This window comes from Bradyrhizobium sp. HKCCYLR20261 (genome assembly GCF_051168435.1).
Taxonomy (GTDB): Bacteria; Pseudomonadota; Alphaproteobacteria; order Rhizobiales; family Xanthobacteraceae; genus Bradyrhizobium.
The window spans coordinates 284599-309642 of the sequence record NZ_JBNPUZ010000001.1; the positions used below are offsets into that span (position 1 = coordinate 284599).

Annotated in this window: 26 protein-coding genes; 19 read left to right on the plus strand and 7 right to left on the minus strand. The window is 66.1% G+C overall.

Going from position 1 to position 25044, the window contains the following annotated elements:
- Positions 1-44 precede the first annotated feature (44 nt).
- The 3 genes from ACQR1L_RS01300 to ACQR1L_RS01310 form a co-directional block, all read right to left on the minus strand.
- Complete coding sequence (locus ACQR1L_RS01300; RefSeq protein ID WP_434856121.1) at positions 45-371, minus strand: tautomerase family protein; 327 nt, start codon at positions 369-371, stop codon at positions 45-47.
- A 12-nt stretch (positions 372-383) separates the two neighbouring features.
- On the minus strand, positions 384-2039 hold the full coding sequence (hisS, locus tag ACQR1L_RS01305) for a histidine--tRNA ligase (RefSeq protein WP_434856122.1): 1656 nt from the start codon (positions 2037-2039) through the stop codon (positions 384-386).
- A 354-nt stretch (positions 2040-2393) separates the two neighbouring features.
- Positions 2394-3473 carry a branched-chain amino acid aminotransferase gene (locus tag ACQR1L_RS01310; protein WP_434856123.1) on the minus strand — a complete coding sequence of 360 codons (1080 nt, stop codon included), beginning with the start codon at positions 3471-3473 and terminating at the stop codon, positions 2394-2396.
- A 346-nt stretch (positions 3474-3819) separates the two neighbouring features.
- Between ACQR1L_RS01310 and ACQR1L_RS01315 the strand changes: the two genes are divergently transcribed.
- The 3 genes from ACQR1L_RS01315 (at position 3820) to ACQR1L_RS01325 (ending at position 6957) form a co-directional block, all read left to right on the plus strand.
- On the plus strand, positions 3820-4371 hold the full coding sequence (locus tag ACQR1L_RS01315; RefSeq protein WP_434856124.1) for a MarR family winged helix-turn-helix transcriptional regulator: 552 nt from the start codon (positions 3820-3822) through the stop codon (positions 4369-4371).
- On the plus strand, positions 4368-5099 hold the full coding sequence (locus ACQR1L_RS01320; protein WP_434856125.1) for a response regulator: 732 nt from the start codon (positions 4368-4370) through the stop codon (positions 5097-5099). Before ACQR1L_RS01315 ends, ACQR1L_RS01320 begins: the two co-directional genes overlap by 4 nt.
- A 469-nt stretch (positions 5100-5568) precedes the next feature.
- Positions 5569-6957, plus strand: coding sequence for an ATP-binding protein (locus ACQR1L_RS01325; RefSeq protein WP_434856126.1), 1389 nt, complete (start codon positions 5569-5571; stop codon positions 6955-6957).
- A gap of 105 nt (positions 6958-7062) precedes the next feature.
- Here ACQR1L_RS01325 and ACQR1L_RS01330 read toward each other — a convergent pair whose 3' ends face one another.
- Both ACQR1L_RS01330 and ACQR1L_RS01335 read right to left on the minus strand, forming a co-directional pair.
- Positions 7063-7611, minus strand: a complete 549-nt coding sequence (locus ACQR1L_RS01330; RefSeq protein ID WP_434856127.1) for a DUF3617 domain-containing protein — start codon at positions 7609-7611, stop codon at positions 7063-7065.
- Positions 7612-7709: 98 nt separating this feature from the next.
- Positions 7710-8015: a hypothetical protein gene (locus tag ACQR1L_RS01335; RefSeq protein ID WP_434856128.1), complete on the minus strand. Its 306-nt coding sequence runs from the start codon at positions 8013-8015 to the stop codon at positions 7710-7712.
- Positions 8016-8182: 167 nt separating this feature from the next.
- On the opposite strand from ACQR1L_RS01335, the gene ACQR1L_RS01340 reads away from it, so the two are divergent.
- The 4 genes from ACQR1L_RS01340 (at position 8183) to ACQR1L_RS01355 (ending at position 10942) form a co-directional block, all read left to right on the plus strand.
- Positions 8183-8662 (plus strand): hypothetical protein, encoded by a 480-nt coding sequence (locus ACQR1L_RS01340; protein WP_434856129.1) that lies wholly within the window; start codon positions 8183-8185, stop codon positions 8660-8662.
- Between the two features lie 107 nt (positions 8663-8769).
- Positions 8770-9474, plus strand: a complete 705-nt coding sequence (locus ACQR1L_RS01345; RefSeq protein ID WP_434856130.1) for a ribonuclease T2 family protein — start codon at positions 8770-8772, stop codon at positions 9472-9474.
- Positions 9475-9613: 139 nt separating this feature from the next.
- Positions 9614-10474: a 23S rRNA (adenine(2030)-N(6))-methyltransferase RlmJ gene (locus ACQR1L_RS01350; protein ID WP_434856131.1), complete on the plus strand. Its 861-nt coding sequence runs from the start codon at positions 9614-9616 to the stop codon at positions 10472-10474.
- A 252-nt stretch (positions 10475-10726) separates the two neighbouring features.
- Positions 10727-10942, plus strand: coding sequence for a cold-shock protein (locus tag ACQR1L_RS01355; RefSeq protein WP_006612991.1), 216 nt, complete (start codon positions 10727-10729; stop codon positions 10940-10942).
- Between the two features lie 244 nt (positions 10943-11186).
- Here ACQR1L_RS01355 and ACQR1L_RS01360 read toward each other — a convergent pair whose 3' ends face one another.
- Positions 11187-11822 (minus strand): outer membrane protein, encoded by a 636-nt coding sequence (locus ACQR1L_RS01360; protein ID WP_434856132.1) that lies wholly within the window; start codon positions 11820-11822, stop codon positions 11187-11189.
- A 246-nt stretch (positions 11823-12068) separates the two neighbouring features.
- Between ACQR1L_RS01360 and uvrC the strand changes: the two genes are divergently transcribed.
- The 11 genes from uvrC to ACQR1L_RS01415 all read left to right on the plus strand — a co-directional run bounded on the left by uvrC (position 12069) and on the right by ACQR1L_RS01415 (position 23153).
- Positions 12069-14132: an excinuclease ABC subunit UvrC gene (uvrC, locus tag ACQR1L_RS01365; RefSeq protein ID WP_434856133.1), complete on the plus strand. Its 2064-nt coding sequence runs from the start codon at positions 12069-12071 to the stop codon at positions 14130-14132.
- A 309-nt stretch (positions 14133-14441) separates the two neighbouring features.
- A complete protein-coding gene (locus ACQR1L_RS01370; RefSeq protein ID WP_434856134.1) occupies positions 14442-14777 on the plus strand; it encodes a GIY-YIG nuclease family protein in 336 nt (111 codons plus the stop codon).
- Between the two features lie 266 nt (positions 14778-15043).
- On the plus strand, positions 15044-15661 hold the full coding sequence (gene pgsA, locus ACQR1L_RS01375) for a CDP-diacylglycerol--glycerol-3-phosphate 3-phosphatidyltransferase (protein WP_035647124.1): 618 nt from the start codon (positions 15044-15046) through the stop codon (positions 15659-15661).
- Positions 15658-15909 (plus strand): molybdopterin converting factor subunit 1, encoded by a 252-nt coding sequence (moaD, locus tag ACQR1L_RS01380; RefSeq protein ID WP_434856135.1) that lies wholly within the window; start codon positions 15658-15660, stop codon positions 15907-15909. The genes pgsA and moaD overlap by 4 nt, the downstream gene beginning before the upstream one ends.
- Before the next feature lie 36 nt (positions 15910-15945).
- Complete coding sequence (locus tag ACQR1L_RS01385; RefSeq protein ID WP_434856136.1) at positions 15946-16410, plus strand: molybdenum cofactor biosynthesis protein MoaE; 465 nt, start codon at positions 15946-15948, stop codon at positions 16408-16410.
- A complete protein-coding gene (gene prmB / locus ACQR1L_RS01390; RefSeq protein ID WP_434856137.1) occupies positions 16410-17375 on the plus strand; it encodes a 50S ribosomal protein L3 N(5)-glutamine methyltransferase in 966 nt (321 codons plus the stop codon). The genes ACQR1L_RS01385 and prmB overlap by 1 nt, the downstream gene beginning before the upstream one ends.
- A 302-nt stretch (positions 17376-17677) precedes the next feature.
- Positions 17678-19021: an aspartate aminotransferase family protein gene (locus ACQR1L_RS01395; protein WP_434856138.1), complete on the plus strand. Its 1344-nt coding sequence runs from the start codon at positions 17678-17680 to the stop codon at positions 19019-19021.
- Between the two features lie 169 nt (positions 19022-19190).
- Entirely contained in the window at positions 19191-19640 is a 450-nt protein-coding gene (locus tag ACQR1L_RS01400) for an endonuclease domain-containing protein (RefSeq protein ID WP_434856139.1), read from the plus strand.
- A gap of 200 nt (positions 19641-19840) precedes the next feature.
- Positions 19841-20392, plus strand: a complete 552-nt coding sequence (locus tag ACQR1L_RS01405) for a phage holin family protein (RefSeq protein ID WP_434856140.1) — start codon at positions 19841-19843, stop codon at positions 20390-20392.
- 334 nt (positions 20393-20726) lie between these two features.
- Positions 20727-22283 (plus strand): EAL domain-containing protein, encoded by a 1557-nt coding sequence (locus ACQR1L_RS01410; protein ID WP_434856141.1) that lies wholly within the window; start codon positions 20727-20729, stop codon positions 22281-22283.
- Between the two features lie 15 nt (positions 22284-22298).
- Positions 22299-23153 carry a TIGR01459 family HAD-type hydrolase gene (locus ACQR1L_RS01415; RefSeq protein WP_434856142.1) on the plus strand — a complete coding sequence of 285 codons (855 nt, stop codon included), beginning with the start codon at positions 22299-22301 and terminating at the stop codon, positions 23151-23153.
- Between the two features lie 70 nt (positions 23154-23223).
- On the opposite strand, the gene ACQR1L_RS01420 is transcribed toward ACQR1L_RS01415, so the two are convergent.
- The gene (locus ACQR1L_RS01420; RefSeq protein WP_006613531.1) at positions 23224-23619 is read right to left on the minus strand and encodes a response regulator; all 396 of its coding nucleotides are present in this window, start codon (positions 23617-23619) and stop codon (positions 23224-23226) included.
- Positions 23620-23886: 267 nt separating this feature from the next.
- Here ACQR1L_RS01420 and ACQR1L_RS01425 point away from each other — a divergent pair, with 267 nt between their 5' ends.
- Complete coding sequence (locus tag ACQR1L_RS01425) at positions 23887-24867, plus strand: bifunctional riboflavin kinase/FAD synthetase (protein WP_434856143.1); 981 nt, start codon at positions 23887-23889, stop codon at positions 24865-24867.
- The last annotated feature ends 177 nt before the right edge of the window (positions 24868-25044 follow it).

Sequence of the window (25044 nt, forward strand, 5' to 3'; positions counted from 1 at the left end):
GCGAGACCGAGGCAATGGCCGCGCTCCGCCCGGACGACGGCGCGCTACTTCTTCTGCTCGGCCAGGCGCTCGACGAAGGTCTTGCCGCCCTTCATCTTGTGGGTCAGCGGCGCCTCGTTGATCTGGATGACGACGGCCTCGGGATCGACGCCGAGATGCGTCACCAGCGCCTTGCTGATGTCGCGCATCATGTTGGTCTTCTGCTCGTCGGTCCGGCCGGCGGCCATGTTGATGGTGATCTCGGGCATTGGTTGCTCCCTGTTAGTCAGCCTTGTCTGAAGCTCGTCATTGCCGGGCTTGACCCGGCAATCCATCTTCTGAAATCGTCGGAATTGTTTGAAGTGATGGATGCGCGGGTCAGGCCCGCGCATGACGGCCTTCCCCTACCCCCAGCTCACGTCATGCCGCGCGAGCACCTCGCGGACGGCGGCGACGAGTTCGTCTTCCTTGGCCGAAACCTGCGCCGGGCGGCTCTCGCGCCATTCCTGGTTGGAGGCGATCGCGGCCGCGGCCTTGGCGCCCTCGATCAAATCCTTGATCTGCACCTCGCCGCGCGCCTTCTCGTCCGAGCCCTGGATGATGACGCAGGGCGCGTTGCGGCGGTCGGCATATTTGAGCTGGTTGCCCATGTTCTTCGGATTGCCGAGATAGAGCTCGGCGCGGATGCCGTGGCCGCGCAGGGTCGAGACCATCTTCTGATAGTCGGCGACGCGGTCGCGATCGAACACGGTCACCACGACGGGGCCGAAGGCCGGCCGCGTGTCGAGCTTGCCGAGCAAGGTCAGCGCGGCCTGCAGACGGGAGACACCGATGGAGAATCCGGTCGCCGGCACCGGCTCGCCGCGGAAGCGCGAGACGAGACCATCGTAACGGCCGCCGCCGCCAACCGAGCCGAACACCACCGGCTGGCCCTTCTCGTTCGGGATCGCCGCCAGCAGCTGCGCCTCGAACACCGGGCCCGTGTAGTATTCGAGACCACGCACGACAGAGGGATCGACCATGATCTGGATGTGATAACCGGCAGCATCGACCAGGCGGGCGATCTCGACCAGTTCGTTCAGGCCGTCGACCGCGAGCTTGGAGTCGGCGAAGGTCTCGCGCAGCATGTCGACGATGCGGCGGGCGATGTCGTACTCGCTCTCCTTGCGATCGGCATCGCCGGCGAGGCGCTGCGCGACATCCTTGTCGCCGGCATAAGCGAGCGTCGGCGGCGCGACCAGCGCGCGCGCATTGACGAAGGTCTCGATCTTCTTGATCTGCGTCTCGTCGAGCCCGGCGCCCTTGGTGAAGTCGCCGCTCTCGTCCTTGCGGCCGGCGCCGAGCAGTTCGCGCACGCCGCGCTCGCCGAGACGGTCGAGCTTGTCGATCGCGCGCAGCACGGTCAGCCTGCGACCGATGTTCTCATCGCCGCCGAGGCCGATCGCCTCCATGACGCCGTCGAGCACCTTGCGATTGTTGACCTTGATCGCATAGTCGCCGCGGGCAATGCCGAGCGCCTCCAGCGTGTCCGCCGCCATCATGCACATCTCGGCATCGGCCGCTGGCGATGCCGAGCCGACGGTGTCGGCGTCGAACTGCATGAACTGGCGGAAGCGGCCGGGGCCGGGCTTCTCGTTGCGGAACACGTAGCCGGAACGGTAGCTGCGATACGGCAGCACCAGGCCGTCGGTGCCGTAGCGCTCGCCGACATAGCGCGCCAGCGGCGCGGTGAGGTCGTAGCGCAGCGAGATCCACTGCTCGTCATCGTCCTGGAACGAGAACACGCCCTCGTTCGGCCGGTCCTGGTCGGGCAGGAATTTGCCGAGCGCGTCGGTGTATTCGAACGCCGGCGTCTCCACCGGCTCGAAGCCGTAGCGCTCATAGACCGTGCGGATCTTCTCGACCATCTCGCGCGTCGCCGCGATCGCCGCGGGGCCGCGATCCTCGAGCCCGCGCGGCAGCCGCGCCTTCAGCTTCTGGGGTTTCTTGGGTTTGTCGGACATGGGACTCGACCGTAGGGTGGGCAAAGCGCAGCGTGCCCACCATGGGCTAGATGACATCGCAGCGGTGGGCACGGCCCGCTATTGCGGTCCTTTACCCACCCTACAGGATGGAATGCGTTGAGAGGGTTGGTAGCAGCCGAGGAAGGGTGCGGCAACCGGAAGCAGGATCAGGCGTGCGGCGCGCTGGTTCGGCTGCGGCCTATGAATATGAGCCGAGCATTTCGCTCCGCATGCGGTCCGCCCCCCTCCCCCTTGCGGGGAGGGGTTGGGGGTGGGGGTCCACACGGGCAGTCTTTGCTGCGACCCCCACCCCCGACCCCTCCCCGCAAGGGGGAGGGGAGGAGACCGCCATCGCGGCTCGATGGTACCCAGAATTGCCAGCCGAAGGGGGCTGCCCCCTCCTCCACACCCCTACTTCACATCCCTGATCCACTGGTGCGGATCCGGGGTGCGGCCGTATTGGATATCCACCAGCTGCTTGCGCAGGCCCATGGCGACCGGGCCGGCGTCGCCGCCGTTGATCAGCACGTCGCCGCTCGTCGAGCGCACCTTGCCGATCGGCGAGATCACCGCGGCGGTGCCGCAGGCGAAGGCCTCCTTCAGCTTGCCGCTCGCGGCATCCGCGCGCCACTGGTCGATCGCATACGCCTCCTCGCGCACCTCGCGGCCGGCGTCGCGCGCCAGCTTGATGATGGAGTCGCGGGTGATGCCGGGAAGGATGGTGCCGAGCGGCGGCGTCGACAGCGAGCCGTCGGCGAACACAAAGAACACGTTCATGCCGCCGAGCTCCTCGACATAGCGGCGCTCGATCGCGTCCAGGAACACGACCTGGTCGCAGCCCTGCGCCATCGCCTCGGCCTGCGCCTTCAGGCTCGCGGCATAATTGCCGCCGCATTTGACGCCGCCGGTGCCGCCGACCGCGGCGCGGGTGTAGTTCTCCGACACCCAGATCGAGACCGGGGCCGGGCCGCCCTTGAAATAGGAGCCGACCGGAGACGCAATGACGGCGAAGATGTACTCCGCCGACGGCTTCACGCCGAGGAACACCTCGTTGGCGATCATGAATGGGCGCAGATAGAGGCTGCCCTCGCCGCCCGGGATCCAGGCGCGGTCGATGCGGACGAGCTGTTCGACCGCCTCGATGAAGACGCTCTCGGGCAATTGCGCCATCGCCATGCGCTCGGCCGAATTCCAGAACCGCTTGGCGTTGGCGTCGGGACGGAACAGGTTCACGCCGCCATCGTCGCGCTTGTAGGCCTTGAGACCCTCGAAGATCTCCTGCGCGTAGTGCAGGACGGCGGCGGCCGGATCGAGCGGGAAGTTGGCGCGGGATTCGACGCGGGCGCTGTGCCAGCCCTTGTCCTGGCTGTACTGGACCACGGCCATGTGATCGGTGAACACGCGGCCAAAGCCGGGATTGGCGAGCTTGGCCGCCCGCTCCTGGTCGGAGGTCGGATTCGCTGTCGGCTTGATGTCGAATGTCAAAGTCATGTCCTTGCTTCCCCCGCTCTGGTCGCCGTTCGCGAGTTCTGGCGCCGCCCCGTCGATCCGGGCCGTCGTCCTTTGAATTTTCAGACCTGCCGTGACCGGCGTCGCGCCGGGTTGCCAGGCAAGCATGCCACGACAGGACATGCTTTTGCGCCTCGCGGAAGTCCAGTATGGTTTGCCGAAATGCCGCTCGACATCACACGGTTGTTGAATACACCGCCAAGAGTTGCCCGTCGGGGTTGCTTTCGGCCCGTTCAGACACGCCTTGAGACGATCACCCGCCGATGAAACGATCTAAAATTTCGTGGCGGGCGATTGTTTTGTAACATTGAACCGCAGAAACGTCAATATGGCTGACATAAATTTCTCGTCTCCGACGTTGAGCCCGGATGTGCGTCCGGGTGAGCCCGCTGCGGCCGCCGGCGGCGAGACGCTGCGCTGGGACATCATCGAGCTCCTGTTCTTCGCCTATCGCGACTTCGTCGGCGATGCTGACCATGAGCTGGAGGCGTTCGGCTTCGGCCGCGCGCATCACCGCGTGATGCATTTCGTCACACGCTATCCGGGCCTAAAGGTCGCCGACCTGCTCGACGTCTTGCGCATCACCAAGCAGTCGCTCGGCCGCGTGCTCAAGCAGCTGCTCGACGAGGGCTACATCGTGCAGAAGACCGGCAACAATGATCGCCGGCAGCGCCTTCTTTTCGCCACCCCCAAAGGCGAGGCGCTGGTGGTCAGGCTGGCGGGATTGCAGACCAAGCGCATCGACCGCGCGCTGGAGCAGATCGGCCCGGCCGGCGCCGAAAAAGTCCGGCAATTCCTGCGCGCGATGATCGATCGCGACGATCCGGACAAGGTGCTGGAAGCGATCTTCAGGACGCCCGTCGCCGCTGCCAAGGAGTGACCGTGACGATCACCGCCATCGCCCCGCATCAGCAGCAGACGCCGGCCGACGACGCGCCGCATCTCCTGCTCGTCGACGACGACCGCCGCATCCGCGATCTCTTGTCGCGCTTCCTGCGCGGCGAAGGCTATCGCGTCACCACGGCGGCGAGCGCAAGCGATGCCCGCGCCAAGCTGACGGGGCTGCATTTCGATCTCCTGATCCTCGACGTGATGATGCCCGGCGAAAGCGGCTTCGACCTCGCCCGCTCCATCCGCACGCAGTCCTCGGTGCCGATCGTGATGCTGACGGCGCGCGCGGAGCCCGAGAGCCGCATCGAGGGGCTGCAGCTCGGGGCTGACGACTACGTCGCCAAACCGTTCGAACCGCGCGAGCTCGCGCTGCGCATCGGCAACATCCTCAAGCGCGCCGCGCCGCCGCCGGCGGAAGAGGTCGTCGAGCAGATCAGCTTCGGCCCGTTCGTCTATCACCTGGCGCGCGGCGAATTGAAACAGGGTGAGGAGATCGTTCATCTCACCGACCGCGAGCGCGAGATGCTGCGCATCCTCGCCAATGCCCGCGGCGAGACCGTGCCGCGCGGCGCGCTGACCGGCAACGGCACCGTCAACGAGCGCGCCGTCGACGTCCAGATCAACCGCCTCCGCCGCAAGCTCGAGATCGATCCCGCCAACCCGCTGTTCCTGCAAGCCGTACGCGGCATCGGCTACCGACTGATGACGTCGGGGTGAGGATGAGCGGGCTTTTGAAGCAGCGCACTGACCCGCTCGTCCTTGGTACGAGGGCATATAGGGCCTCCTCCATGTTGGCGGCGGGGAGCAAGTTGGAGCCGAGATGGAGCGCCGCGCTCGGTGCGCTCCCTCTCCCCGCTCTTGTCCGCCGTAGCTCGAAGAGCGAAGGCGGATGCGGGGACGCGACGAGCTTCGCTCGCGCTGAGAGGGTTGGGGTGAGGGGGTACAGGTCTCACCACGAACACTCCCCGTGCGGCTGCCCCTCTCCCCAGCCCTCTCCCCGTAACGACAGGGAGAGGGAGCAGACCGGCGCCTGGGCGAAGGCTGTCGCCTCGCCGCTGCAGGACGTGAAGCGCCCCGATCTCTCCTCGTCATTGCGAGCGAAGCGACGCAATCCAGGGTCCCGCAATGACTCTGGATTGCGTCGCTTCGCTCGCGATGACGGACGCATGCAGCGATTGCGCACATCATGACCACGCTCGACACCGGCCTCACCCTGATCCGCACCGCCTCGCGCCGCGTGTCGCGCGCCAACAGCATTGTCGGCAACGCCTTCAAGGGCTGGATGCCGACCGGGCTCTATGCCCGCGCGCTGCTGATCATGATCGTACCGATGGTGATCCTGCAGACGGTGGTCGCCGGCGTGTTCATGGAGCGGCACTGGAACACGGTGACGCGGCGCCTGTCGGCCGCGGTGGTGCAGGACGTCGCTGCGCTGATCGACATCTACAAGGGCTATCCGCAGGACAAGGACCGCACCATGCTGCGCCGGATCGCGCAGCAGCGGCTGAATCTCGTGGTCGACTTCCTGCCCGCCGGCGATATGCCGCCGCCCGGACCGAAGCCGTTCTTCAATCTGCTCGACCAGTCGCTGTCGAGCCAGATCGGCCGCCAGATCAGCCGCCCCTATTGGATCGACACCGTCGGCCGCTCCAACCTGGTCGAGATCCGCATCGCGCTCGATGATGCCGTGATGCGCGTGTTCGCGCAGCGCGGCGCGGCCTATGCGTCGAACACCGACATCTTCCTGTTCTGGATGGTCGGCACGTCCTCGATCCTCTTGATCGTCTCGGTGCTGTTCCTGCGCAACCAGATCAAGCCGATCCTGCGCCTCGCCGACGCCGCAGAGAGCTTCGGCAAGGGCCGCGAGGTGCCGAACTTCCGGCCGCGCGGCGCGCGCGAGGTGCGGCGCGCGGCGCATGCGTTTCTGGAGATGAAGGCCCGCATCGAGCGCGCGATGGAGCAGCGCACGGCGATGCTGGCCGGTGTCAGCCACGACCTCCGCACCATCCTGACGCGCTTCAAGCTCGAACTGGCGCTGCTCGGCGACAGTCCCGAGATCGACGCCATGCGCAAGGACGTCGACGAGATGTCGCACATGCTGGAGGACTATCTGGCGTTCGCGCGCGGCGACAATGGCGAGATCGCGCAGCCGACCGACATCTCGAACGCGCTGGAGGAATTGCGCGGCGATGCCGAGCGCAACGGTCATTCCGCCACGGTGTCGTTCCACGGCCTGCCGGTGGTGACGGTGAAGCCGCAGGCGCTGAAGCGCTGCCTCGGCAATCTCGTCTCCAACGCCGCGCGCCACGCTGACGCCATCGCCATCACTGGCCATCGCGACCACCGCTACCTCACCATCACCGTCGACGATGACGGTCCCGGCATTCCCGCGGCCATGCGCGAGGAGGTGTTCAAGCCGTTCCTGCGGTTGGACGACGCCCGCAACCAGGACGAAGGCGGCACCGGCCTCGGCCTCGCCATCGCCCGCGACATCGCGCGGTCGCATGGCGGCGACATTACCCTGAGCGACAGCCCGATGGGCGGCTTGCGGGCGAGCGTGCGGATTCCGGTGTAGGCGCAGCGCTGCGCGGCAGTCGGAGTCGATATCTCACAACACGGGCAGTGCGCTCCCCTCCCCCTTGCGGGGAGGGGAGCGCACCGGGCCCGCGGCGAGAGGCTGCTACTTCACGCCCGGGATCAGGTTCTTCAGCTTGTTCATGTCCTTGATGTTCATCTTCATGCCGCCGGGCATGACGATGTCGCCGGGCTTCTGGTCCGGCTTGCAGGCGCCGAGCCATTTGGCCTCGATCGTCATGGCGGTGTCCTTCACGCCCGTCGTGCCTGCGGCGCCGCCCTGGACCTTTGACATCGTCTTCACCGTGTAGGCCGAGTTGAAGTCGCCGGTGATGTCGGCATGCGACGTCGTATTGATGCCACCGAAATTGCAGACGGAATCGCTGACATAGCCGGTCGCCGTCTTCTGGATCTCCTGCTTGGAGCAGACCTGCTGCGCCATCGGCGAAGCGAAGTTGTTCATCTCCTTGTCGGTCGACTCGTCGGTGCAATGCTGCATCGTCGCGTCCGGCTGCTGGCTGCCGGACCGCATCATCTTCAGCTCCCATAGCCCCGCCTTGCGGACCGGCAGGTCCACGGCGCGAGCCTCATGGCTGGCGGCCACACTGAGAAGGCAGCAGGCCAACAGGCCGAGGGCGGTGCGGGTGCGGGTCATCAGCTTCGTTCCAGATTGTTGCGCGATGCCGGAGCGAATGCCGCCAAAAGATGGCAATTAGGAGAACGTCGATCGAGCGAACGGCAGTGGATCGAAGATCAGTACAGCGTCCGCAGCGGCCGTTGCGCCGAGCCGTAAGGTACCCAGCGGCAGGCGAACGACACATAGCCGCCATAGCGGGCGTCGACGGCCTTGAACTTCGCGACCTTGCCGTAGGAGGCGCAATGATCCACCGCGAGCTGGCGCGCATCGGTGGTCTGGGCCAGCTGATAGGCGATGATGCCGCCGGTGTCGTTGCCCTTGAAGGCCGGCACATAGTCAGCCTGGGCGGATGCGACCGCCAACAGCGTCCCGACGGCCGCGAGGCCTGCAGTCTTCACGAGTCCGGCCTTCAGCGTCCGCATTGCAATCTCCTTGAGCTGGCTGCCATTCTAAAGGTCCTGTCCGGCCAAGAAAAGAACACCGCGCCCGGGTTAACAGGACTAATCGTGGAGTGTTGCCGCGTTGCACTTGACCTCCTGTGGCCGCCACGGCACGGTCCACGCTCCCGGATCAGACTTGCGGACGCCCCATGCGCGACTTCAGCACCTCCTTTAAGACGCTCGGCATCAAGACGTTCGGCGCCGCCTGCGGCGCGCTGCTCGCCGGCCTCGTCGCGAGCGCTCCGGCCCAGGCCGCCAATCCGCTGGAGATGAATTTCTGGCTGTCCGGTCCGAAATATGAAGGCCGGGTCGCACCCTGCGAAGCGGCCATTCCGACCGTGGTGTCGCGCTTCCAGGAGAAGGAAAGCACCTTCTGGAATTCGTCGCTGACCATCACCGGCGTCGCGAACGTGCATGAGATCGCCTTCCGTCCCTGGCAGTCCGACAACATTCCGCGCCGCTTCTGCACCGGCAGCGTGATGATCAGCGACGGCAAGGCGCGCACCGTGAATTTCTCGATCATCGAGGACGGCGGCTTTGCGGGCTATGATCAGGGCGTCGAGTTCTGCGTCGTCGGCCTCGACCGCAACTGGGCCTACAATCCGGCCTGCCGCGCCGCCAAGCCCTGAGTCGCTGACACCAGCCGAATCAGTCGGCCGCCCGCGCGGGCGGCCTTTTTGTTCTTGAAATGTTCCGACGGACTGCTACCCTCCCGGCATTGTCCGGGGAGCCCGCCATGTCCGATTGCCTGCGTCGACCTGCCGTCCGTGTATCCCAACTGGTTGCCTGCCTCGCGCTCCTGCTCTGCCTGCTGGCGGCCCTGCCCGTGCGGGCCCAGGACCGCCGTCAGAATGCGCCCGGCGCATTCGACTTCTACGTGCTGTCGCTGTCCTGGTCGCCCTCGTTCTGCGCCGAGGCCGAGGAGCGCGGCGGCCGCGGCAGCAAGTCGCAGCAATGCAGCGGCCGGCCCTACTCCTTCGTCGTGCATGGGCTGTGGCCGCAATATGAGACCGGCTATCCCGAATATTGCGAGCAGCCGGCGCCGCGCCTGCCGCGCAACATCATGACCTCAATGCTGGACCTGATGCCGGCGCCGGGGCTGATCTACAACGAATGGGACAAGCACGGCACCTGCGCCGGCCTGTCGGCGAAGGCCTATTTCGAGGCAATCCGCAAAGCGCGCGCCGCGATCAAGATCCCGCCGGAGTTTCTCGATCTGGCGCAGGCCAAGACGGTCTCGCCGGCCGCCGTCGAGGACGCCTTCATCAAGGCCAATCCCAAGCTCACGACGTCAGGCATAGCCGTGACATGCAATCGCACCCGGCTCAGCGAAGTGCGTATCTGCCTGTCGAAGGATCTGGAATTCCGCAGCTGCGACGAGGTCGACCGCCAGGCCTGCCGCCGCGACGAGGTCAACATGCCGCCGGTGCGCGGCGGCTAAAATTTCGCCGAGAGAGCGGTGGCAGCGCCCCTGCTATCGCCATACGTCGATGTCGGCGCGGCCGGCAGATGCAGCGTCATGAACCGCCGGCGCATCGACGGGGTACCCTTTTGGCGCGGAACGGCGTAACCCGTGCGGCATGAACTACCGACACGCCTTTCACGCCGGCGGCTTTGCCGACGTCATCAAGCACATCGTGCTGACGCGCATCCTGGTCTACCTCCAGGAGAAGCCGGCGGCATTCCGAGTGATCGACACCCATGCCGGCGCCGGCCTCTATGATCTCACCGGCGACGAGGCCACGCGCAGCGGCGAATATCTCACCGGCATCGCACGGCTGCTGCAGGCGCGGCTGTCCGAGCCGGCCTATGCACTGTTGTCGCCATATCTCGACATCGTCAGATCGTTCAATCCGAAAGCCGAGCTCGTCGCCTATCCCGGCTCGCCGCTGATCGCACGCGCGCTCCTACGGCCGCAGGACCGCATGACCCTGTGCGAGCTGGCGCCGGTGCCGCGCAAGCAACTGATCGACGTGCTGCGCCGCGACACCCAGGCCCGCGTCGTCGATCTCGACGGCTGGGTCGCCCTGCCCGCCTTCGTGCCGCCGAACGAGCGCCGCGGCGTGGTGCTGATCGATCCGGCCTTCGAGGCCAAGGATGAGTTCGCGCGGCTCGCCGAGCGCTTCGCCGCAGCCTATGTGAAGTGGCAGACCGGTATCTATGTGCTGTGGTATCCCGCCAAGACCCGCCGCGCGAACGAGGAACTGACCGATCGTGTCGCAGAGCTGGTCGGTAGCTCCAAGCCGGCGGGCAAGCTGTTGCGACTCGAGTTCAGCGTTGCACCGCAAATCGAGGGGGAGGCGCTGACCTCGACGGGACTGCTGATCGTCAACCCTCCCTGGACATTGCATGATGAGTTGAAGCTCATCATGCAGGAGTTGCAGCGGCCGCTCGGCCAGGGCGGCGCCGCACGCTTCCGGCTGGAAATCCCCAAAGGTTGAAGCCTGTATACCTCGAAAAGCCATGGTCAACGGACGCGGAACCGTATTATTGTGTCTGATTGTAAGACTGGCTTTACGTTCCGCTTCCGCGAATGGTTGCGGCGGGGTGATCAAGGCCTAATAAGTACCGACGATCCGGCGCGACGAGCGCCGGTCGTTAAGGTGGCCAACGCTTTCCGATCAAAGTGATGTCCGGTCGGACGCTGCGCAGGGCGCGCAGTGGAGGAAGCATTGCGGGGGAGGAGTTTCCCGATGGCCATGACTGGGACGGTCAAGTTCTTCAATGGTGAGCGCGGCTACGGCTTCATCAAGCCGGACGACGGTGGACGCGACGTGTTCGTGCACATCACGGCGGTGGAGCGCGCGGGCCTGAAGGACCTGACCGAGGGACAGCGTATCAGTTTCGAGGTCGAGCCCGACAAGAAGGGCAAGGGACCGAAAGCGGTGAACCTGGTGCTGTCGTCTTGACGGAGGCCCGGGCGATCGTCGCGGCGCTTCGGCGCAGCCGGTCGTAGCGGGCGCACTCCGACGTCAATCGATCCGACTCTCGAAAGCTGACGGCCGTGCAGCCGACGCTTGCCCGCGCGATCCATGCGGACAGGCTGCGCGGTCACGCGCGTGCGCCAGCGACGGCGACAACAAAAAAATCCCGGCCGCGCGAGCGGCCGGGAGGTTGTCGTTCGACGTTTCTTCTTCCTATCCCGTCTTGCCATCAGAACCGGAAGTTGATGCCCAAGCGCACCAGTCCCGTCCGATAGTCGTTCTTCGCCCCCGTGATCACGAAATTGCTGCTGTCGAGATCGACATAGAGATACTCGATCTTGGCGCTCCAGTTCTGCGCGAGGCCGACCTCGGTGCCGACGCCGAGCGTCCAGCCGACCGTGGTGTGCGATTCCGACAGGCCGAAGGTCTCCGCGCGCAACGAGCCGAAGGCGAGACCGCCGGTGCCGTAGAACAGGATGTTGTTGAAGGCGTAGCCGGCGCGGCCCCGCAGGGTGCCGAACCACGGGTTGGAGAACTTCCACGGCGCGAAGGTGTCGTTGGCGCCGGTCAGGTTGAAGTCGCCCTCCGCGCCGAACACCCAGGGGCCGTTCTGCCAGTTGTAGCCCGCGGTGATGCCGCCGGTGAGGCCCGAGGGCTTGGTCGGGTTGTTGCCGACCGTACCCCATTCATAGCCCAGCGTGCCGCCGAGATAGGGTCCGGCCCAGCTATAGGCATTGAGGGGCTGATTCACCGTGTAGGGCGCGCGGCGCCCATAGCCGAGGTCGGCCGCCTGCGCCGACACCGATCCGAGAGCCGCTGCGCCCAACCCCGCCACAGCGGCAGCACCGACCAAGAACCTGTTCATCGCTCACTCCACGCCACTTGCCGCCACCACCCGGAGCAAGCGCCGCGCGACGGCGCGGGCCGGTGTGGTTACGGAACTCCAACTTTTTTCGTGAGCATTTATCGAGAGTTTTAGGTTAAGCCGTTGTTAAGCCGGGTTAGCGAGCCATTAACGTGCTTAACGAAGCGTTACCGCCGTCGGCCCTGCCCTGTGCATGGCGCGCGCGCACGCTGGCGAGACGGCGCGGCAGCGCTTAATTTGTCGGACATGACCACCCACAGCTCCGATCCACCCAAGGCGCCGGCGCCTGACAGCCGCCGTGGCGCGACGGCCGACCTGCCGCCCGAGGCGGCCGACACGCCAGATCTCGATCCCGCGGCGCCCGCCGATGAGGACGACGAGGGCCGGCTGCCAGAGTTGACCGAGGAGAGCCTGGAGCCGATCGGCGAAGGCCCGCTCGCGACCGGCCATGCCGCCATCGAGAACGCGGTGCGGCTGGCGCCGACCTCGCCCGGCGTCTACCGCATGCTCAATGCGGCCCATGACGTGCTTTACGTCGGCAAGGCCAAGAACGTCAAAAAGCGGCTGTCGTCCTACGCGCGCGCCAACGCGCCGCTGCCGGCGCGCATCCTGCGCATGATCGCGGCCACCGTGACCGTCGAGATCGTCTCGACGACGACGGAGACCGAGGCGCTGCTGCTGGAAGCGAACCTGATCAAGCAGCTCAAGCCGCGCTTCAACGTGCAGCTGCGCGACGACAAATCGTTCCCCTATATCCTGATCACCGGCGACCATTGGGCGCCGCAGATCCTCAAGCATCGCGGCGCGCAGTCGCGGCCGGGGCGCTATTTCGGCCCGTTCGCTTCGGCCGGTGCGGTCAACCGCACCATCACGGCGCTGCAGCGTGCTTTCCTGATCCGCTCCTGCACCGATTCGTTCTTCGAGAGCCGCAGCCGGCCCTGCCTGCTGCACCAGATCCGCCGCTGTGCCGGGCCCTGCACCCAGGAGATCGACTTTCCCGGCTACACCGAGCTCGTGCGCGAGGCGACCGACTTCCTGTCCGGCCGCAGCCAGGCGGTGAAGTCGCTGCTCGCAGGCGAGATGGAGAAGGCCTCCGCCGAGCTCGAATTCGAGACCGCGGCCGTCTATCGCGACCGTCTCGCCGCGCTGTCGGCGATCTCCTCGCAGCAGGGCATCAATCCGCGCACGGTCGAAGAAGCCGACGTGTTCGCCATTCACCAGGAGGGCGGCTTCTCCTGCGTCGAGGTGTTCTTCTTCCGCACCGGCCAGAACTGGGGCAACCGCGCCTACTTCCCGCGCGCCGAGAAGACGTTCACTCCGGAGGAGGTGCTGTCCGCCTTCCTGTCGCAGTTCTACGACGACAAGCCGCCGCCGAAACTGATCCTGCTCTCGCACGAGATCGAGGAGGCCGAGCTGCTCGCCGAGGCACTGTGTGTCAAGGCCGGCCACAAGGTCGAGGTGTCCTGCCCGAAGCGCGGCGAGAAGAAGGATCTCGTCACGCATGCGCTGACCAATGCCCGCGAGGCGCTCGGCCGCAAGCTCGCCGACACCGCAACGCAGAGCCGCTTGCTGGAGGCGATGACCGCGACGCTCGCGCTGCCGCAGGTGCCGAAGCGCATCGAGGTCTACGACAACAGCCACATCCAGGGCACCAACGCGGTCGGCGCGATGATCGTCGCTGGTCCCGACGGCTTCATGAAGAACCAGTACCGCAAGTTCAATATCAAGTCGGAAGGGCTCACACCCGGCGACGACTACGCGATGATGAAGGAGGTGCTGCAGCGCCGCTTCAAGCGGCTGGTCGCGCCGTCCGAGAAGGATCTCGCGCGCGCCGCGAAGGAGGACGACGTGCCGCAATGGCCCGACCTCGTCATCATCGACGGCGGCCGCGGCCAGCTCAATGCTGTCAGAGAGATCTTCACCGAGCTCGGCGTCAGCAATGTCGCGCTGATGTCGGTCGCCAAGGGCCCGGACCGCGACGCCGGCCGCGAGACGCTGTTCATTCCGGAGCGCGAGGCCATCAAGCTCGAGCCGCGCGACCCCGTGCTGTATTTCATCCAGCGCCTGCGCGACGAGGCGCACCGGTTCGTCATCGGCTCGCACCGCAAGCTGCGCAAGAAGGACATCCGCGAAGCCGGCCTGCAGGAGATCCCCGGCATCGGCCCGTCCCGCAAGCGCGCGCTGCTGCACCATTTCGGCACCCTGAAGGAGATCGAGCGCGCCTCGATCGCCGACCTCGGCAAGGTGCCGGGCGTCTCCGCGGAGAGTGCGCGGAAGATTTTCGAGTACTTCCACAGCAATGTGAGCTGAGGGCGGTTCGCCGATCCGGCGAGAGTCCCGCCGCGGCTTGAGCCCGCCCCTCTCCACCGTCATTCCGGGGCGCGCGCAGCGCGAGCCCGGAATCCATAGCCACAGGCGGACGTGTGAACGGGACAGGCTGTGGCGATCATCCCGCATCACCACTCACTCTCGTGGTTATGGATTCCGGGCTCGCCCTTCGGGCGCCCCGGAATGACGTCGATGGGCTGGTGCCCTGCTTCTTCCACTGGGGGCGCGGAAAGTATTTTACCCGGATATAATTATCTGATATCCACCCGGACGAAAATCCGGAGCACCACCATGACCCCCGATCAGCGCAAGGCGGCCGCAGCCGCCTACAAGGAACGCAAGACCCCGGCCGGCATCTATGCCGTGACGTGCGCCGCCACCGGCGCGCGCTGGGTCGGCTGCGCGCCCGATCTCGACAAAATCCAGAATCGGCTCTGGTTCACCCTGCGCCAGGGCGGCCATCGCCGCGGCGGACTGCAGGCGGCCTGGACGGCGCATGGCGAAGCCGCCTTCAGCCTGGAGGTAATCGAGACCTTCGACGACGAGACGCTGGCCTATGTCCGCGACCGCGTGTTCGCGGAGCGCCAGGCGCATTGGTGCGCAGTGCACGCGGCCGAGGCGATCTGACAAGCCGGAGCCGCGCCGCGCGGTCGCGCAGCTGTCACTGCACCGCAATAAGAAGTATCGGCGGGCCCACCGCGGCGCGCCGATCTCGACACTGGCGCGGGCGCGCCGGGTTGCTTAAGGAAGCGTTACCGCTCTCTTTGTATCCGGGCGGGAGAGTTCCTATCTCCGCAGGACCTCGTTGCGATTTGCGTCATATCTGCGTCATCCTGCCCGGGCGGCCCGGCTCGGAGGTTGACGTTCGAACGGCGGCAGTATTGGTACACCGGATGAATATTGCGACCACACGCGTGCCCAGCAAGACATCGACGTCCCTGCCGAACATCCTGACCTATACGCGCATCGCCGCGATACCGGTCGTGGTCGGTTGCATCTACGCACAGTCGATCATGGACTATCCGCTGTGGCTGCGCTGGGTTGCGGTGGCCGTGTTCATCGCGGCTGCCATCACCGACTATCTCGACGGCTATTACGCCCGCATCTGGAACCAGCAATCGGCATTTGGCCGCATGCTCGATCCGATCGCCGACAAGCTGCTGGTCGCCTCGTGCCTGCTGATGCTGGCCGCCGACAACAGTATCCACGGCTGGACCCTGTGGGCCGCGATCGTGATCCTGTGCCGCGAGATCCTGGTCTCGGGCCTGCGCGAATATCTCGCCGCGCTCCGGGTCAGCGTGCCCGTGACCAAGGTCGCGAAGTGGAAGACCACGATGCAGTTGATCGCGATCGGTTTCCTGCTCGCGGGCGAGGCCGGCGATCAAGTGGTTCCGGTGGTGACCATGATCGGCATCGTGCTGCTGTGGGCCTCGGCGATCTTCACGATCTACACCGGCTACGATTATTTCCGTGCCGGCATCCACCACCTCATCGAAGAGGATTCGCGATGAAGGTGAAGTATTTCGCCTGGGTGCGCGAGCGCGTCGGCAAGGCCGAGGAGACCATCGAGCCGCCGGCCGACGTCCGCACCGTCAGCGACCTGATCGCGTGGCTGACCGCGCAGGGCGAGGGCTACGCCTATGCGTTCGAGAAGCCGAAAGTGATCCGCACCGCGATCGATCAGACCCATGTGCAGCCGGACACGGCCATCGCCGGCGCCCGCGAGATCGCGTTCTTCCCGCCGATGACCGGCGGCTGACGCGCGCCGGAAGACAACCGCCAGAAGACAACCGCCATGACCGCGATCGTCACCGTCCGCGTGCAGCACGAGGATTTCGACACCGCCGCCGAGATCGCGGCGCTGGGCCGAGGCCGCACCGACATCGGCGCCATCGTCAGTTTCTCCGGCCTGTGCCGCGGCAACGACCACGCGACGCCGATCTCGGCGCTGACGCTCGAGCATTATCCGGGGATGGCGGAAGCCGAGATCATGCGCCATGCCGAGCAGGCGATGGCGCGCTGGCCTCTCCAGGGCCTCACGGTGATCCACCGCTTCGGCCGCATCACGCCGGGCGAGAACATCGTGCTGGTGGTGACCGCATCGAGCCACCGCCAGGCGGCGTTCGAGGCGGCCGAGTTCCTGATGGATTATCTCAAGACCAACGCGCCGTTCTGGAAGCGCGAGGAAACCGAAGACGGCGGCAGCTGGGTCGAGGCGAAGAGCCACGACGATGCCGCCGCGGCGCGCTGGACGAAGTGATGGCAAAGAAGACAAAGGCGGCCGCGCCGCGCAAGCCGGCGGCTCCGAAGCTGCCGAAGGTCAATGCCGGCGAGCTGGCGACGCTGCTCGACTACCTGCGCTACGCCGTGAGCTGCTTCCAGAACGCCGATTTGGTGTTCGCGCATGGCACAACCGATCCGGTGTCCGAGGCCGCCTTCCTGATCGGCGAGGCGCTGCATCTGCGCCCCGAGCAGTTCGAGAGCTTCGTGACGGCGCGGGTCACCGCGGCCGAGGGCAAGACCATCCTCGACCTGATTGCTGCCCGAATCGCGACGCGCAAGCCGGCGGCCTATCTGGTAAACAAGGTCTACATGCGCGGCCTGCCGTTCTATGTCGACGAGCGCGTCATCGTGCCGCGCTCCTTCATCGGCGAGCTTCTGGAGACGCATTTCGCCGGCGCCGAAGCCGACGGCACCTCGCTGATCGACGATCCCCTCGCGGTCGACAGCATGCTCGACCTCTGCACCGGCTCGGGGTGCCTCGCGATCCTCGCCAGCCGCCACTTCCCGAACGCGGTCATCGACGCGGTCGATCTCTCCAAGGACGCACTCGCCGTCGCAGCGAAGAACGTCGCCGACTACGACCTCGGCGAGCGCATCTCCCTGCATCGCGGCGACCTGTTCGCGCCGCTCAACCAGCGCCGCTACGACCTGATCATCACCAATCCGCCCTATGTCGATGCCGAAGGCATGGCCGGCCTTCCGCGGGAATGCCGCGCCGAGCCGGCGATGGCGTTCGACGGCGGCCCGGATGGGCTCGACATCATCCACCGCATCATCGGCGAGGCCCGCGATCACCTGACCGCCGAGGGCGGACTGCTGTGCGAGGTCGGCCGTGACCGGCCGCAGATCGAAGCCGCCTACCCGGACCTGCCGCTGCTGTGGCTCGATACCGAGGACTCCGAGGGCGAGGTCTTCTGGATCACCGCGCGCGATCTGGTGTGACTCAGCGGCGGAAGCGCTGACGCGAAATGACGCAGCGGACTTCCAGGATTCGGCACAAACTGCTGCCGCTGTGCAGAATTCGCTCACCAGGGCAGCGGGAACGCCGGACCTTTGACGTTTCCGTCGGCCCGCGAAACTGATAGCTTGCCGCCGGCCCGGATCATCGGCTGACCACGTCGGCGCGCGCATTCAGGCCCCTCACGCATGATCCGTTTCGGTCCGTGTCTGGCAATCGGTTTGCCGCCTTTCCGGGTCATGCTGTCGCCGTCGCACCATCTGCCTCAACTACCCGAGAGGTCCCCATGCTGGACAAGAGCCCCCGCCCCGCCGTCACTGTTCCGAATGATCTTGCCGCGCATTGGATGCCGTTCACGGCCAACCGGGCCTTCAAGAAGAATCCGCGCATGCTCGCGGGCGCCAAGGACATGCACTACATCACCGTCGACGGCCGCAAGATCATCGACGCCGCCGCCGGCATGTGGTGCTGCAATGCCGGCCACGGCCGCACGCAGATCGCCGAGGCGATCGGCCGGCAGGCCGCCGCGCTGGACTACGCGCCGCCCTTCCAGTTCGGCATTCCGCAGGCGTTCGAGCTCGCCAACCGAATCGCCGACCTCGCGCCCACCGGCCTTGACCATGTCTTCTTCTGCAACTCCGGCTCGGAAGCCGCGGATACCGCGCTGAAGATGGCGCTCGCCTATCACCAGATCAACGGCCAGGGCAGCCGCACCCGCCTGATCGGCCGCGTCCGCGGCTATCATGGCGTCGGCTTCGGCGGCACCTCGGTCGGCGGCATCGTCAACAACCGCAAGCTGTTCGGCACGCTGCTCACCGGTGTCGACCATATCCCGGCAACCTATGACCGCGAGAAGCAGGCCTTCACCAAAGGCGAGCCGGAATACGGCGCGCACTTCGCCGAGGAGCTCGAGACCCTCGTCGGCCTGCACGGCGCCAACACCATCGCCGCCGTCATCGTCGAGCCGATGGCCGGCTCCACCGGCGTGATCCCGGCGCCGAAGGGCTATCTCAAGCGCCTGCGCGAGATCACCCAGAAGCACGGCATCCTCTTGATCTTCGACGAGGTCATCACCGGCTTCGGCCGTCTCGGCCATGCCTTCGCCGCCGAGCGCTACGGTGTGACGCCGGACCTGCTGACCTTCGCCAAGGGCGTTACCAACGGCGCGGCGCCGATGGGCGGCGTGCTGGTGCGCGACACCATCCATGACGCCTTCATGAGCGGTCCGGAGCACATGGTCGAGTTCACCCATGGCTACACCTACTCGGCGCATCCGATCGCCTGCGCAGCCGGTCTGGCCACGCTCGACATCTATCGCGACGAGAAGCTGTTCGAGCACACCAAGGCGATCGAGCCGAAATGGGCCGACGCCGTGATGTCGCTCAAGGGCCTGCCCAACGTACTCGACATCCGCACCGTCGGTCTCACCGCCGGCATCGACCTCGCGCCGCTGCCCGACGCCGTCGGCAAGCGCGGCTATCAGGCGATGGAGCAGGCCTTCCACAACACCGACATGATGCTGCGCATCGCCGGCGACACGCTTGCGCTCACGCCGCCGCTGATCATCAACGAGGACCAGGTCGGCGAGATCGTCGAGAAGGTCGGCAAGGTGATCAAGGCCGTGGCGTAAGCCGCGCGAAGATCGGATAGCAAACAGCGAAATGGCGGCTCGAAGAGCCGCCATTTTTTATTTGCGGAGACTTCGCGCCGACGGCGTCCTTGCTATGCTTCAACAATCACCGATCTATCCGTTCCCTCCCCCCTTATGGGGGAGGGGCAGGGAGGGGGGGTAGCCCAGCATGCCGCACGCAGACGTCAGCGACCGCCAGCGCAACAGAGCGAAGCAACTTCGCCAGGCGATGACGCGGGCCGAGACGCTGCTGTGGCGGTACATCAAGGCGAACCGAATTGAGGGGGCTGGCTTTCGCCGCCAGGTCCCGATCAAGAACTACATCGCAGACTTCGTCTGCTTCTCGGCGAAGCTCGTGATCGAACTCGACGGCGAGTCACACGATTTCGCCGAGCGACAAACGAAAGACGCCAAGCGCGACGCGTTTTTTGCAACCGAGGGATTTGCCGTGCTTCGCTTCACCAACGCGCAGGTGATGTCGAACTTGGAGGGCGTCGTTGAAGCCGTCCGTCAGGCTCTCGTTGATCGCGCCCGTGGCTACCCCCCTCCCCGACCCTCTCCCACAAGGGGGGAGGGAGCAGAGAGTGCTTCGCTCGCGGCGCGAAAACACCCGGGATAGAGCACCTGTAAGACCCCGAGCCATTTCACCGCGGTACTCACGCTGTCCCTGCTGAAGATCCTCTCGACATCGCCACTCGGTGGAGCAGCAAGTAACGACGGACATCGCCTCCGTCTTTCAACCGGGAACCTTCCCAAATCCTCCACGTTCATGTCGCGAGCCGGCGGTTCGCGCGCGGCGACGATTTTCGGAGGACGCGCATGCTCGCACCGCCAGGAGAGCTCCTGCAATTGGGCCTCGAGCAGAGGCTGAACCGCGTCAAGCGCGCCACCCAGGCCTATATACGGGATCGCACGCGACAGGCGACGGGCACGGTGACCTCCTACGCCGTCGCGGCCGGGCTGTTCGCCACGGCGGGAATCTTCCTGATCGCGGCCTGCATCGTCGGCCTGACCGCGCTATTCCGGTGGGTGGAAATGACCTACGGCCTGTTCACCGCCTTCGCGGTGGTCGGGGGCATCATGCTGGCGCTGGCGGTGATCTGCGCCGTGATCGCGGCGGTCAAGCTGCGCAGCCCGACGCCGCATTATCCCTCGCTCGGCAGCCGGCTGCGCGTGGCGATCGCCGCGCCGGTGGCGCGGCAGCCCGACGCCGACCAGATCGATCCCGACACCATCCCGCTGGCACCATCGGCAAGTGCGACGAATCACAGCGGCGGTCTTAGCCGCGTCAACGTGCCGGTCGGCGTCGCCGTTGCCGCCCTGCTGCTCGGGGTCGCGGCGCTGCGCCGGCGTCGCCAGCACAACGACTGAGCGCTTCGATCGCCGTCGAAGCATCGGCGAATTATCTGAGCTGATCAGCAACGCGCGCATGCCGGGACGGCGGTCCCGGCTGACGCGCGTGTTTTGCCACGGTCTTCGAGACGCCTCGGAGCAGTGAACACATCCAGACACATGTCGGGATGGTGCACCCCGTCGTTCTACGGGACCGCCTCACTACGATGACACTCCGATGTCGGGCGCGAACTTGCGTAAATGACACGCGATGGGGAAATCGTCAGCCACGCCCGGTATTTGAATCCTGCCGACTATCCTCGCGAATCAACAGAAGTGCTAAGGTTGCATTCGGTTGGGAGCGTCGCGCAGCATGATCCGTATTTCCACGATTTTCATCGCCATCTGCATGGTTCTGGTCGCGGCGTCGCTCGGCCTGATCCTGTATTCGGTGGCCGGCATCAGTGGGTCGGAATCCGCGATCGTCGCGCTGACGGCGCTGACATTCCTCATCCTCTACAACGCCGTCTCGATGCGGCTGCGCGACCGCACCGATGTCGGCAGCCAGATCGCCGATCTGTCGCGCGGAACGGCCGACCTCGCCCGTCAGGTCGCCGAGTTCGGCCGCCGGCTGTCGGCTGTCGAAGGACGCATCGTGTCGTCGAACTCGGTCAGCTCCGATCGCCTGCAGGGCGTGATCGGCGAGATCAACGAGCTCGGCGGACTGATGAAGCAGCTCGCCGTCACCGTGGCCCAGCATGAGGATCTGATCGCCGCGATGCCGGCAGCAACGGCGAACGCAACGTCCGCGCCTGCGCGCGAAGCTCCGGCTGCGGTCGCGCCCCCCGCGGCGTCGGCCGTCTATCCCGATCCGAAGGCCGCGCCGTCCGCGCCGATCGAGCTCAAGAAGGAAGCGATCGCGACCGTCGGGCCGGCGCCGGCTCCGGTGGCGAAAGCGCCTGTCGCCGCGCCCGTCGCTGCCACGCCTGCGGTCGCCCCGCCGGCACCGGCAGTCCCGCGGACCCAGGCCCAGATCCTTGCCGCCGTCAAAAGCGCCATAGACGACAACCGCATGGACATCTACCTGCAGCCGCTGGTGACGCTGCCTCAGCGCAAGGTGCGCTTCTACGAGGCGGTGACCCGGTTGCGCGACGAGCGCGACCTGGTCGTTGCGGCGGAGGATTTCATCGGCATCGCCGAGGGCGCCGGGCTCGTCGGTCGGATCGATCACATGGTGATGCTCCGTTGCGTCCAGGTGCTGCGGCGCCTGATGGTGCGCAACAAGGATGTCGGGATCTTCTGCAACATCTCCGCCGCGACCTTGAGCAACCCTGAGAACTTTTCGCAGTGCCTCGACTTCCTCGAAGCCAACCGGGCGCTGGCGCCGTCTTTCGTGCTCGAATTCAAGCAGTCGACCTTGCGCAACCTCGGCCCGACTGAGACCGAGCATCTCGCGGCGCTGGCGCAGCGCGGCTACCGGTTCTCGATGGACCACGTCACCGACCTCCGCTTCGAGCCGCGCGAGCTTGCCGATCGCGGCGTCCGCTTCATCAAGGTGCCGGCCGCGCTGCTGCTCGACCCGAAGCAGAGCTCGGTGTCCGACATCCACCCGACCGATCTGTCCGACCTGCTCGGCCGTTTCGGCATCGACCTGATCGCCGAGCGGATCGAGGGCGAGGGCAGCGTCGTCGACCTGCTCGACTACGACGTCCGCTTCGGCCAGGGCTTCCTGTTCGCGCCGCCCCGCCCATTGCGACCGGAAGGCGCATCTGCTACCGGCGAGGCCGCTTCCACCCCCTCGGGCGGGCAGGACATCAAGATTCAGGACCAGAATGCCGCCGGCAATACCACTTTGGACGTCTCGAACAGCATCGGTCCGACGCGCAGCGGCAATGCCGCGCTCGTCCGCCGTATCGCCGGCACGCACTGAGGCACGGCCCCTCGCATGACCGCGCTCCACTTCGAGGCGCGGCTGCGCGATCTTCTCGTCCGCAAGCAGGTTCTGCTGAGCGACATCTGGGGCGTCGTCCATAACGGGCTGGAGTCGTTCCCCGAGGCCTGCGAGGCGCTGCATCGGTTCCGGCAGCAGGGCGGCACGGTGATCCTGATCACCAACGCGCCGCGTCCCGCCGATTCGGTGCAACGGCAATTGCGCAAGCTCGGCGTAGCTGACGAGGTCTATAGCGCGATCGTCTCCTCCGGCGACCTGACCCGGCACTACGTCGCCGATCATCCCGGCGGCAAGGTGTTCTGGCTCGGCCCCGAGCGCGACAACTCCATCTATCGCGGCCTCGACGTCACCCTGTCGCCGCTGGAGGACGCCTCCTACATCATCTGCACCGGCCTGTACGACGACGAGACCGAGACCGCCGAGGACTACCGGGCGATGCTGCTGCAGGCGCGCGAACGCAAGCTGCCGCTGATCTGCGCCAATCCCGACATCGTGGTCGAGCGCGGCGACCGGCTGATCTACTGCGCCGGCGCCATCGCCGAGCTGTATCGCGAGCTGGGCGGCGAGGTGATCTTCTACGGCAAGCCGCACCGGCCGATCTACGAGCGCGCCATGCAGCTCGCCGAGCAGCATGCCGGGCGACAGGTCGCGCGCGAGGAGGTGCTGGCGATCGGCGATTCCGTCCGCACCGATCTCGCCGGCGCGCACGGCTTCGGCATCGACTGCCTGTTCGTGACCCGCGGCATCCACTCCGAGGAGTTCGCCGGCGTCGACCAGCTCGACCCCGCCTCGGTCAAGGAGCTGTTCGGCCACCCGCCCCGCGCGCTGATGCGCGAGTTGAAGTGGTAAGCGGAGCCTGAAACGAAAAACGCCCGGCAATGCCGGGCGTCTTTTTTCCGTGATGAGATCGGATCGGCCCTCAGGCCGTCGCCATGTCCGGGAACACCGCATCGATCTTGGTCTTCAGGGTCGCGGCGTTGAACGGCTTGACGATGTAGTTGTTCACGCCGGCCTTCTTGGCCGCGATCACGTTCTCGGTCTTGGATTCCGCCGTGATCATGATGAACGGCGTGGTCGCCAGGTTCGGATCGGCGCGGACCTCGCGGAGCAGGTCGTAGCCGGTCATCGGCTCCATGTTCCAGTCGGAGATCACGAGGCCGTACTTCTTGGCGCGCATCTTGTTGAGCGCCATCGAGCCGTCGCTCGCGTCGTCGATGTCCTCGAACCCGATCTGCTTCAGAAGATTCCTGATGATCCGGATCATGGTGCTGTAATCGTCGACGACGAGCACCGGCATCGTCAAATCAACCGCCATCTTGACTCCCCCAACGCGAACACAACGCGCAGACTGTTACCAAAACGCTCTTTCGGCTCAGGTCTTTCAGCGACCCCGCCATCCGGTCCAAGCAGTAGCATCAGCCGTTAAACAGCGCGTTAACTGCGCTGCGGCCGCATGTCGCTATTGCTGCGCTGCATGAATTCCGCGGCCCCTTTGGCTTGACTTCGGCAGGCCGCCCGCCCACGGTCGAAGGCACCCCGCCGGATCGGGGAACTTGACAAATTCGCGAGATATTTCCGTCAGATGTCAGCTTTCACGATCATCCGCGATTCCACCCCGCCACAGGACATCCTCAAGGGCGCGGTGGTGGCGATGGGGAATTTCGACGGCGTTCACCTCGGCCATCGGGCCGTGATCGACGCCGCCATCGCGATGGGCAGGGCCAAGGGCCGCCCGGCGCTGGCCCTGACCTTCGAGCCGCATCCGCGGCGCTTTTTCAGCCCGAATACCCCGCAGTTCCGGCTGACCGACGAGGCCGCCAAGCTGCGGCTGCTGGCCGGCGCCGGGCTCGACGGTGCCGTGGTGATGACTTTCGACAAGGGCCGCGCCCAGACCCCGGCGCAGGACTTCATTCACCACGATCTCATCGGCCGCCTCGGCGTCGCCGGAATTGCCGTCGGCTACGATTTTCATTTCGGCAAGGGCCGGGTCGGCTCCCCGACCCTGCTCGCCAATGAGGCGCCCAAGCTCGGGATCACCGTCGAGGTCCAGCCGCATGTCGACATCGACGAGCGGCCGGTGTCCTCGACCGCGATCCGCGAGGCGCTGGCCGAGGGCCAGGTCGCGGAGGCCACCGCCATGCTGGGCGGTCCCTGGTTCGTCTCCTCGGAGGTCATCCATGGCGAAAAGCGCGGCCGCGACCTCGGCTACCCCACCGCCAACATGCGGCTCGATCGCGATTGCGGCCTGCGTCACGGCATCTATGCCGTCCGGGTCGGCCGCGGCCGCGGCGCCAACCGGGTGCTGATCGACGGCGTCGCCAATTTCGGCCGCCGGCCGACCTTCGACAATGGCGCGCCGCTGCTGGAGACGTTTCTGTTCGATTTCAAGGACAGCCTCTATGGCGAGGTGCTGGATGTCGCGTTCATCGGCTTCATCCGCGAGGAGGCGAAATTCACCTCGATCGACGCCCTGATCCGGCAGATGGACGACGACAGCGCCAAGGCCCGCGCCCTGCTGGCGGCGAGCGCCGGCCTCTTCCCCCGGCTCGGCGAGATCGGCTGACCTGCGTCCTCCATGCCGTCATTCCGGAGCGATGCGCAGCATCGAACCCGGAATCTCGAGATTCCGGGTTCAGCCCTGACGGGCTGCCCCGGAATGACCGCATCTGGAGAGCGCTGACGCGCAGATCACTTTGCGATTTGGCCGCCCGGCTGCTATGAGGGAGCCCCATGTTGATAC

What these genes read in the sequence shown, in the direction of transcription:
- ACQR1L_RS01300 (WP_434856121.1), bottom strand. Translation starts at nt 371, where the DNA reads ATGCGCGGGCCTGACCCGCGCATCCATCACTTCAAACAATTCCGACGA.
- hisS (WP_434856122.1), bottom strand. Translation starts at nt 2,039, where the DNA reads ATGTCATCTAGCCCATGGTGGGCACGCTGCGCTTTGCCCACCCTACGG.
- ACQR1L_RS01310 (WP_434856123.1), bottom strand. Translation starts at nt 3,473, where the DNA reads ATGACTTTGACATTCGACATCAAGCCGACAGCGAATCCGACCTCCGAC.
- ACQR1L_RS01315 (WP_434856124.1), top strand. Translation starts at nt 3,820, where the DNA reads ATGGCTGACATAAATTTCTCGTCTCCGACGTTGAGCCCGGATGTGCGT.
- ACQR1L_RS01325 (WP_434856126.1), top strand. Translation starts at nt 5,569, where the DNA reads ATGACCACGCTCGACACCGGCCTCACCCTGATCCGCACCGCCTCGCGC.
- ACQR1L_RS01330 (WP_434856127.1), bottom strand. Translation starts at nt 7,611, where the DNA reads ATGACCCGCACCCGCACCGCCCTCGGCCTGTTGGCCTGCTGCCTTCTC.
- ACQR1L_RS01335 (WP_434856128.1), bottom strand. Translation starts at nt 8,015, where the DNA reads ATGCGGACGCTGAAGGCCGGACTCGTGAAGACTGCAGGCCTCGCGGCC.
- ACQR1L_RS01340 (WP_434856129.1), top strand. Translation starts at nt 8,183, where the DNA reads ATGCGCGACTTCAGCACCTCCTTTAAGACGCTCGGCATCAAGACGTTC.
- ACQR1L_RS01345 (WP_434856130.1), top strand. Translation starts at nt 8,770, where the DNA reads ATGTCCGATTGCCTGCGTCGACCTGCCGTCCGTGTATCCCAACTGGTT.
- ACQR1L_RS01350 (WP_434856131.1), top strand. Translation starts at nt 9,614, where the DNA reads ATGAACTACCGACACGCCTTTCACGCCGGCGGCTTTGCCGACGTCATC.
- ACQR1L_RS01355 (WP_006612991.1), top strand. Translation starts at nt 10,727, where the DNA reads ATGGCCATGACTGGGACGGTCAAGTTCTTCAATGGTGAGCGCGGCTAC.
- ACQR1L_RS01360 (WP_434856132.1), bottom strand. Translation starts at nt 11,822, where the DNA reads ATGAACAGGTTCTTGGTCGGTGCTGCCGCTGTGGCGGGGTTGGGCGCA.
- uvrC (WP_434856133.1), top strand. Translation starts at nt 12,069, where the DNA reads ATGACCACCCACAGCTCCGATCCACCCAAGGCGCCGGCGCCTGACAGC.
- ACQR1L_RS01370 (WP_434856134.1), top strand. Translation starts at nt 14,442, where the DNA reads ATGACCCCCGATCAGCGCAAGGCGGCCGCAGCCGCCTACAAGGAACGC.
- pgsA (WP_035647124.1), top strand. Translation starts at nt 15,044, where the DNA reads ATGAATATTGCGACCACACGCGTGCCCAGCAAGACATCGACGTCCCTG.
- moaD (WP_434856135.1), top strand. Translation starts at nt 15,658, where the DNA reads ATGAAGGTGAAGTATTTCGCCTGGGTGCGCGAGCGCGTCGGCAAGGCC.
- ACQR1L_RS01385 (WP_434856136.1), top strand. Translation starts at nt 15,946, where the DNA reads ATGACCGCGATCGTCACCGTCCGCGTGCAGCACGAGGATTTCGACACC.
- prmB (WP_434856137.1), top strand. Translation starts at nt 16,410, where the DNA reads ATGGCAAAGAAGACAAAGGCGGCCGCGCCGCGCAAGCCGGCGGCTCCG.
- ACQR1L_RS01395 (WP_434856138.1), top strand. Translation starts at nt 17,678, where the DNA reads ATGCTGGACAAGAGCCCCCGCCCCGCCGTCACTGTTCCGAATGATCTT.
- ACQR1L_RS01400 (WP_434856139.1), top strand. Translation starts at nt 19,191, where the DNA reads ATGCCGCACGCAGACGTCAGCGACCGCCAGCGCAACAGAGCGAAGCAA.
- ACQR1L_RS01405 (WP_434856140.1), top strand. Translation starts at nt 19,841, where the DNA reads ATGCTCGCACCGCCAGGAGAGCTCCTGCAATTGGGCCTCGAGCAGAGG.
- ACQR1L_RS01410 (WP_434856141.1), top strand. Translation starts at nt 20,727, where the DNA reads ATGATCCGTATTTCCACGATTTTCATCGCCATCTGCATGGTTCTGGTC.
- ACQR1L_RS01415 (WP_434856142.1), top strand. Translation starts at nt 22,299, where the DNA reads ATGACCGCGCTCCACTTCGAGGCGCGGCTGCGCGATCTTCTCGTCCGC.
- ACQR1L_RS01420 (WP_006613531.1), bottom strand. Translation starts at nt 23,619, where the DNA reads ATGGCGGTTGATTTGACGATGCCGGTGCTCGTCGTCGACGATTACAGC.
- ACQR1L_RS01425 (WP_434856143.1), top strand. Translation starts at nt 23,887, where the DNA reads ATGTCAGCTTTCACGATCATCCGCGATTCCACCCCGCCACAGGACATC.